At 77.1% G+C, this 6,373-nt stretch carries 4 protein-coding genes and 1 pseudogene; 4 read left to right on the top strand and 1 reads right to left on the bottom strand.

What is annotated here, in order from left to right; all coding sequences use genetic code 11:
• Positions 1-338: 338 nt before the first annotated feature.
• Positions 339-2,822, top strand: a complete 2,484-nt coding sequence (gene mgtA / locus PSR1_RS20825; RefSeq protein ID WP_059439300.1) for a magnesium-translocating P-type ATPase — start codon at positions 339-341, stop codon at positions 2,820-2,822.
• Between the two features lie 171 nt (positions 2,823-2,993).
• Positions 2,994-3,482, top strand: coding sequence for an HPP family protein (locus PSR1_RS20830; protein WP_059439301.1), 489 nt, complete (start codon positions 2,994-2,996; stop codon positions 3,480-3,482).
• Here the strand turns inward: PSR1_RS20830 and PSR1_RS20835 are convergent.
• The gene (locus tag PSR1_RS20835) at positions 3,455-4,891 is read right to left on the bottom strand and encodes a GuaB1 family IMP dehydrogenase-related protein (RefSeq protein WP_059439302.1); all 1,437 of its coding nucleotides are present in this window, start codon (positions 4,889-4,891) and stop codon (positions 3,455-3,457) included. The two genes, PSR1_RS20830 and PSR1_RS20835, sit on opposite strands and share 28 nt — an antisense overlap.
• A 424-nt stretch (positions 4,892-5,315) precedes the next feature.
• Between PSR1_RS20835 and PSR1_RS20840 the strand changes: the two genes are divergently transcribed.
• Both PSR1_RS20840 and PSR1_RS20845 read left to right on the top strand, forming a co-directional pair.
• On the top strand, positions 5,316-5,561 hold the full coding sequence (locus PSR1_RS20840) for a hypothetical protein (RefSeq protein ID WP_059439303.1): 246 nt from the start codon (positions 5,316-5,318) through the stop codon (positions 5,559-5,561).
• Positions 5,561-6,373 (top strand): annotated as a pseudogene (locus PSR1_RS20845) (histidine kinase); the annotation flags it as partial. The gene PSR1_RS20840 and the pseudogene PSR1_RS20845, both read left to right, overlap by 1 nt.

Raw genomic sequence — 6,373 nt, forward strand, 5'->3', positions numbered from 1 at the left:
GGCCTCGGGAGCTGGAAGCCGCTGCGAGATGGCCTGCTCCCCCGCGCCGGGCACACCGCCCCGGCGTCCCCGGTGCCCGCGATCGTAGTCACTCGTCGTCGGGGCACGCGCAGGCAGCAGGGGGACTCCCTATGGCCGCGTCCGGGCGACGCAGGGGCACCCGGCGCGCCGTCCGGCGCACGCCTGCGGGCCAGCCCGGAGGAGCCGGCTCGGACGGAGCGCCGTGCGGCGTACCGTCGAGCCGACGGCGCGCGCTGGGGGGCGAGCCGATGGAGGCGCGACTGCAGCCGCGGCGCGAGGCGCCCCGAGGACCGGCCGCGGCGCCCGAGCCGCCGTGGATGCTCGAGCCGGACGTCGTGCTCGCGCAGCTCGGCTCCGGGCCGGCGGGCCTGACCTCCGCGGAGGCGGCCGGGCGCCTCCGGGCGCACGGGCCGAACGTGGTGCGGGCGCACCGCCCGCTCTCGCGCCTCCGGGTGGCGGCGCGGCAGCTGAGCAGCCCGCTCATGCTGCTGCTGGTGTTCGCCGCGCTGGCCGCCGCCGCGAGCGGCGAGTGGCTCGACGCGCTCATCGTGCTCGCGATCCTCGCGGCGAGCACCGCCATCGGCTTCGCGCGCGAGTACCAGGCGGAGCGGGCCGCCGCCGCGCTGCGCGCGCGGCTGCGCGTCCACGCGAGCGTGGTGCGCGACGGGGCGCCGCGATCCGTCGCCGCGGAGGAGCTCGTGCCCGGCGACGTGGTGATCCTCTCGGCGGGCATGCTGGTCCCGGCCGACGCCGTGCTGCTCGAGGCGACCGATCTGTTCGTGAACCAGGCCGTCCTGACCGGCGAGAGCTTCCCGGTGGAGAAGCGGGTGGGCCGGGTCCCGGCCTCGGCGCCGATGCCCGCCCGCACCGGCTCGGTGTTCCTCGGCACGAACGTCCGGAGCGGCACCGGGCGCGGCGTGGTGGTGGCGACCGGGGGCGCCACCCAGCTCGGCGCCATCGCGCACCGCCTCACGGTGCGGCCCGCGGAGGCCGAGTTCGAGCGCGGGCTGCGGCGGTTCGGCTACCTGTTGACCATCGCCATGCTGGTGATGGTCCTGGTGGTGTTCGCGGCGCACGTCCTCCGCGGACGCCCCGCCGTGGAGACGCTGCTGTTCTCGGTCGCGCTGGCGGTCGGCCTGAGCCCCGAGCTGCTGCCCGCGATCCTGACCGTGAACCTGGCGCGCGGCGCGCAGGCGATGGCCCGGCACGGCGTGCTGGTCCGCCGCCTCGGGGCCATCGAGAACCTCGGGAGCATGGACGTCCTCTGCACCGACAAGACGGGCACGCTGACCGAGGGCGTGGTGGCGCTGGAGGGCGCCTGGGACGTGGCCGGTGCCCCGTCGCCCGGGGTGCTGGAGCTCGCCGCCCGGTGCGCCGCGCTGGAGACGGGCGTCGCCAGCCCGCTCGACGAGGCCATCCTGCGGGCGCGCCAGGCCGACGTCTCGGCGCTGCAGAAGCTCGGCGAGATCCCGTTCGACTTCGTCCGCAAGCGCGTGAGCGTGGTGGCGGGCGGGCCGGACGGCGTCAGGCTGATCACCAAGGGCGCGTTCCGGACCGTGCTCGCCGCCTGCGCGCGCCTCGAGGGCGGGGCGCCGCTGGACGGGCCGGCCCGGGCGGCGCTGGAGGCGCGCTTCGCGCGCTGGAGCGCGGACGGGGTGCGGGTGCTGGCGGTGGCCACCCGCGCGCTCGCGCCCGGGCGCGCCCACGGCCGCGAGGACGAGCGCGAGCTGGAGCTGGCCGGGTTCCTCACGTTCGGCGACCGGCCCAAGGCGGGCGCGGCGGAGGCGGTCGCGGACCTGGCCGCGCTGGGCGTCACCGTGAAGCTGATCACGGGCGACGCCGAGCTGGTCGCCCGCCACGTCGCGCCGAGGGTGGGCCTGCGCGCCGGCGGCGTCCTCACCGGCCAGCAGCTCGACGCGCTGCACGGCGACGCGCTCTGGCACGCCGCCGAGCGGACCGACCTGTTCGTCGAGGTCGACCCCAACCAGAAGGAGCGGATCATCCTCGCCCTGAAGCGCGCCGGGCACGTGGTGGGGTTCCTGGGGGACGGCGTGAACGACGCGCCGGCGATGCACGCCGCCGACACGAGCCTCTCGGTGGCGGACGCGGTGGACGTCGCGCGCGAGGCGGCCGACTTCGTGCTGCTCGAGCGCGAGCTGGACGTGATCCGCCGCGGCATCGAGGAGGGCCGCCGGACCTTCGCCAACACGCTCAAGTACCTGCTCACCACCATGAGCGCGAACCTCGGCAACATGGTGAGCATGGCCGCGGCCTCGCTGGTGCTGCCGTTCCTGCCCATGCTCGCCGGCCAGATCCTCCTCGACAACTTCCTCTCCGACGTGCCGGCGGTGGGCCTCGCGGGCGACGCGGTCGACCCCGAGCTGGTGGACCGGCCGCGCCGCTGGGACCTGCGCTTCGTCGCGCGCTTCATGGTCGAGTTCGGCCTGCTGAGCTCCGCGTTCGACCTGCTCACCTTCGCGGCGCTGCTCGGGCCGTTCCACGCGGTCCCGGAGCGCTTCCGGACCGCGTGGTTCGTGGAGTCGCTGCTCACCGAGCTGGCCATCGCGCTGGTGGTCCGCACCCGGCGCCGGTTCTTCCGCAGCCGGCCGGGGCCACTGCTGCTGGGGACGACGATCGCGCTGGTCCCGCTCGCGCTCGCCATCCCGTACCTGCCGCACGCGGGGGTGCTCGGCTTCGTCCCGCTGCCCCCCGCGCTGCTCGCGTCGCTCTGCGCGATCACCGCCCTGTACGTGGCCGCGGCGGAGCTCGCCAAGGGCTGGTTCTACCGGACCGAGCCATGACCGTGCTCATCGGGCTCGCGAGCGGCTGGCGGCGCAGGCGGCGGTGGTGGGGTGACCGGCGCCCGTACGCGCGCGGGGTGACCCGCCTCGACGCGGCGCCCCGGCGCAGCCCCGCGATGGCCGGGCCGCCGGGGTCCGTCCCGGCCACATACGCAGCAGGAGGGCTCGAGGATGGCGAGCGCGCGCGAGAGGCTGCACTCGGTGGCGGTGGACGCGGTGATGACGCGGTCGCCGGTGACGCTGGAGCTGGACGCCACGCTGTCGGACGCGGCGGAGGCGCTGCTCGAGGGGGGCTTCCGCCACCTGCCGGTGGTGACGGCGGAGGGCCGGCTGGCCGGCATGCTGTCCGAGCGCGACCTGCGCAGCCGGCTCGGGACCGACGCCGCGTCCTTCCTCGACGCGACGCTGGAGGCGCTGCAGGAGCCGGTGTCCGAGGCGATGACCCCCGATCCCATCTACGTGCGCGCTGGGGTCCCGCTCGCGGACGTGCTCCCGATCTTCGCCGACGAGGGGGTGGGCGCGGTCCCGGTCCTCGACGCGGGCGATCGGGTGGTCGGGATCGTCTCCTACGTGGACCTGCTCCGCGCGCTCGCGCGCCGGGCCGTGGCCGGCCGCGGCGGGGCCGCCGCCGCTCACCCGCGCGGCTTGCCCTCGCCGTAGCCGCCGGCAGTCTGCACGCCCACCACCGCCTTGCGGTGGAACTCGGGCACCGACGCCGCGCCGGCGTACGTGAAGGCCGACTGCACGCCGGTGATCACGTCCACCAGGATGGCGCCCACGCTCTCGCGGCCCTCGCGGATGTAGATGCGCGACGTGGAGATGCCCTCGCGGAAGAAGCCCTTCTTCGCGCGCTCGAACGGGTCGATGCCGGCGGTGCGGTCGCTCACCGCGCGCGCGCTCGCCATCCCGTAGTTCTCCTTGTACGGCCGCCCCTCGCGATCCTCCTTCACGTCCCCGGGGCTCTCGTAGGTCCCGGCCAGCGCCGTGCCGATCATGACGCGCGACGCGCCGGCCGCGAGGTAGAGCGCCACGTCGCGCGGATCGCGCACGCCGCCGTCCGCCCAGACGTGGCGGCCGCGCCGGTGGGCCTCGCGGGCGCACGCGAGCACCGAGGTGAACGTCGGCCGCCCGGCGCCGGTCTGCATGCGGGTGGTGCACATCGCGCCGGGGCCCACGTTCACCTTGACCACGTCCGCGCCCGCCTCGAGCAGGTCGCGCGTGCCCTCCGGCGTGCACACGTTGCCGGCCACCAGCGGCAGGCGGTCGCCGACGGCCCGCCGCACCTCGCGGATCGCCTCGATCATCCGGCGCTGGTGCCCGTGCGCCGTGTCGAGCACGATGGCCGCGACGCCCAGCTCGGCGAGGCGCGCGGCCGAGGTGGCGGCGTCGGCGGAGATCCCCACCGCGGCCGCGATCATGAGCCGGCCGGCCGGATCGAGCGCGGGGGCGAGCAGCTCGAGGCGCACGGCGTCGTCGCGGGTGAGGACCCCGACCAGCCGGCCCGCCGCGTCCACCACCGGCGCGGCCTTCACCCGCTGCTCCTCCATGCGGAGGAACGCCTCGCGGTTCGGCGTGCCCACCGGGATCGTCACGAGGCGCGACGACATGAACGACGCGGCCGGCGAGTACTGGTCCTGGTCGCGCAGGTCGGCGTGCGTGACGATGCCGACCGGGCGCCGCTCGTCGTCCACCACCACCACCATGTCGTGCGCGCGCTTCCGGATGATGCCCTGCACGTCGCGCAGCGTGGCGCGCGGCGAGACGGAGAGGGGCGTGTCGTGGCGCGGGTCCGCGGAGCGGATGTGCTGGATGATGCGCGCCGCCGTCTCGAGGCTCATGTCCTGCGGCAGGACGCCGATCCCGCCCAGCCGCGCCATGGTCTCGGCCATCCGCTTGCCGGTGACCGCGTTCATGTTCGCCGAGACGACCGGGTGCGAGCCGCCCGGGAAGTCCACCGGCCGGAGGTCCACCTCCAGCCGGGAGCCGCCGTCGAAGTAGCTGGGGACGAGGAACACGTCCTCGAGCGACAGCTCGAGCGTCTCGTCGTGCTCCGGGTGCAGGAAGCGCATGCCCACCGGATAAGCCGGACGGCCAGGACGTGCCCATCCCAGGAGGACGGGGCGGGGCGCCATCCGGTCGCACCCTCGCGCGTGGCCGCCGAGGCGCGCGGCGGGCTCGCGCGCCCGGCCGTCACGGGCCTGACGCGCCTCCTCCCGTCCGCAGGGGCCGGGCGGTCCCACGCCCGGCCGACGCGGCGCGGGACTCGCGAGTGCCGGCGGACCCGCCGCGCGCGGGGGCCGGCGGGGCGGCGTGCGACGGATCGCGAACTTCACGGCCGGCGCGGGTTTCCGCGTCGATGGGCGGGGGCGGGTGAGCCCGCACGCCGGGTGCAGCGCGCAGCGCGGGTGGGGCGCGGCGACCCGGGTGCGGCCGCGAAACCGGCGTCATTCCGGGCCCGGCGCGGCGGTGCGATCCGTGCTTCGGGGCGCGTCGATGACCGCACGATTCCTCGTCCTCGGGCCGGCGGCCGCCTGCCTGCTCGCCGGCCTGGCGGCCTGCTCGGCGCCGGGCGCCTCCGTCCGCGCCAGCGCCGTGGCGGCCCAGGGCGCCGAGGCCGAGCCCGAGCCCGCCGCCGACGTCGGCCGCCCGCGCGTGGAGCTGCTCGCGCCCTGCGAGGACGCCGCCCGCGCCGGCGTCCCCTGTCCCCACCGTCACCCTGTGCTGGAGGTGAGCTTCTGATGTCCGAGTCCATCGTCGTGAGCTTCGGCCACCTGCACGGCAACCGCGCCCGCGAGGTGATGGGCGCGCTCGCCACGCTGCTCTCGCTGGTGCGCGACGGGCTGGAGGGCTGCGAGGCGGGCTTCCGCCGCGACTCGCAGGGCCTGCTGGCCGTGGTGCGCCTCGGCCCGTCGGCGCCTGCTGCGCACGTGTCGCGCCTCGCGTTCTGGTGCGCGCGGGCCGGGGGCCTCGCGCTGCCGCTCTCGCACGCCACCGCCTCCACGCGCGCGAACGTGGCCGAGGCGCTCCGCGCCAGCGACGCGCGCACCTCCATCGCGCCGGACCGCATCCCCGAGGGCGTGGCGGCGCTCGCGGCGGCGGCCGGTCTGGAGGCGCCGCCCGAGCCGCCCGGGCCGCGGCCGGTGCTGGCGCTCGCGATGGGCGGTCCGGGGTGGGAGGCGACGACCTACGATCCCGTGAAGCGCCGCCTGTTCGTGCCGAGCCCGCTGTCGCCGCCGCCCGGCGATCGGTTCGCGCTGGCGCTGGAGGGCGAGCCGGGCGAGGGGGCGCCGGTCGCGGGCACCGTCCGTACCGTGGCGGTGCGCGATCCCTTCGATCCGTCGGCGCCGTCGCCGGCGGGGTTCGTCGTGGCGGTGGAGGAGGGCCGCGGGCTGCACGCGCTCCTGGCCGAGACGTGTGGCGCCGGCGGCCCGGCGGACGGCCGGACCGCCGCGCGCGCGAGGCCGCCCGCGCAGGCCGCCGCCGTCCACGGGGGCGCCGGCGGGGCGGAGGTCGCGCCCGGCGAGGGCAAAGCGGCCCGCGCCGAGCTGGAC

Origin of the sequence: Anaeromyxobacter sp. PSR-1 (assembly GCF_000964525.1) — a bacterium.
Lineage (GTDB): Bacteria > Myxococcota > Myxococcia > Myxococcales > Anaeromyxobacteraceae > Anaeromyxobacter.

Bases quoted from the DNA above. Each gene is read 5' to 3' on its own strand.
- mgtA (WP_059439300.1), top strand. From the start codon at position 339: ATGCTCGAGCCGGACGTCGTGCTCGCGCAGCTCGGCTCCGGGCCGGCG.
- PSR1_RS20830 (WP_059439301.1), top strand. From the start codon at position 2,994: ATGGCGAGCGCGCGCGAGAGGCTGCACTCGGTGGCGGTGGACGCGGTG.
- PSR1_RS20835 (WP_059439302.1), bottom strand. From the start codon at position 4,891: ATGCGCTTCCTGCACCCGGAGCACGACGAGACGCTCGAGCTGTCGCTC.
- PSR1_RS20840 (WP_059439303.1), top strand. From the start codon at position 5,316: ATGACCGCACGATTCCTCGTCCTCGGGCCGGCGGCCGCCTGCCTGCTC.